General features: G+C 66.6%; 1 protein-coding gene. It reads right to left on the minus strand.

Annotated features, from left to right (window positions below; genetic code table 11):
- On the minus strand, window positions 1-1,155 hold a 1,155-nt coding region (locus ACFWGZ_RS41040), incomplete at its 3' end, for an LCP family protein (protein WP_382456981.1).
- Between the last annotated feature and the right edge of the window lie 101 nt (window positions 1,156-1,256).

Genomic DNA, 1,256 nt, shown 5'->3' on the forward strand with positions numbered 1-1,256 from the left:
GGTCCGGACCGACGCCTCGGTGTTCGCCGTGTCGAGCGAGGACTGGGTGAAGCCCTTCCCGGACAGCAGACCCTGGACCGCCGTCGCCCGGCCCTTGACCGGGTACTCGGTCTCGGTGCGGGTGCCGTTGCGGATGGTCACCGGGGTCTCGGCCGGGGTCGAGGTGGGCTTCTCGGCGACCGGGGCCTTCTTTTTCTTCTTGGACGCCTTGCCGTCGAGCGGGATGTCGTCGCGGACCATCTGGAAGAGCTGTTCGGCCTCGCCCGGCTTGGGCAGTACCCGGTCCTTCAGGATGCCCGTCCCGTAGACGTTCGGCATCGTCGTCATGGTGATGCGGTCGGTGGGAGCCTTCTTCAGCTCCTCCGCGAGGTCGTACAGGCTCTTGACCGTCTCGATGCCCTTGTCGACCGTCAGGGCGTCGGTCGCCGCCTCCGCGAGGTTTGTCAGCTTGCCCGGGTCGGTGAGCTTGGTGCCCTTGCGCAGCTCACGGACCATCGAGTTCATGTACATGTGCTGGGCGTGGGTGCGGCCGAGGTCGGTGCCGTCCTCGAAGCCGTAGCGGGTGCGCAGCCACTGGAGGGCCTGTACGCCCTTGATCTTCGTGGTGCCCCTCTCCAGCTTCAGCCCGGAGCCCTTGCCGGCGCGGGTGTGCGAGTAGACGTTGCCCTTCACGCAGACGGGGACGCCGCCGATCGCGTCGGCCATCGAGACCACACCGGAGAAGTCGATCATCATGAAGTGGTCGATGGTGATGCCGGTGAGCTCGTACCAGGTGGCCACCGTGCAACCGGGACCGCCGCGGTCGAGCGTCTCATTGGTCATCTTCAGACCAGTGGTCGCGGGGTAGACGCGCTTCGTCTCCGGGTCGGTGCACTTCGGGAACTTCAGCATGGTGTCGCGCGGCATGCTGATCACCGACATGTTGGAGCGGTCGGCGGAGAGGTGGACCAGCATCTGCACGTCGGCCAGGGGCGGTGCGCCGAAGGTGTCCTTGGCCCCGCCGAGCTTCTGGTTCTCCTTGTCGTCCCGCGCGTCCGAGCCTATGAGCAGGATGTTTATCGGGGTCTGACCGGCGGCGTTGGCCTTGTGATCGGCCATCTTCTTGTCGCCGAGGGTCAGATCGGCCTTCTTGATGTCCGAAGGGCAGCTGGTCATCCGTTCCGTCGGGCTCGTTCTGCTCGCGCTCCGCCTCGGCGAGGAGGTCGGCCTCCTCCGCGTACGGGTCCTCGTCCTCGCCGCCCTTCTTGGGCTTGTCC

This window comes from Lentzea sp. NPDC060358 (genome assembly GCF_042725365.1).
Taxonomy (GTDB): domain Bacteria; phylum Actinomycetota; class Actinomycetes; order Mycobacteriales; family Pseudonocardiaceae; genus Lentzea.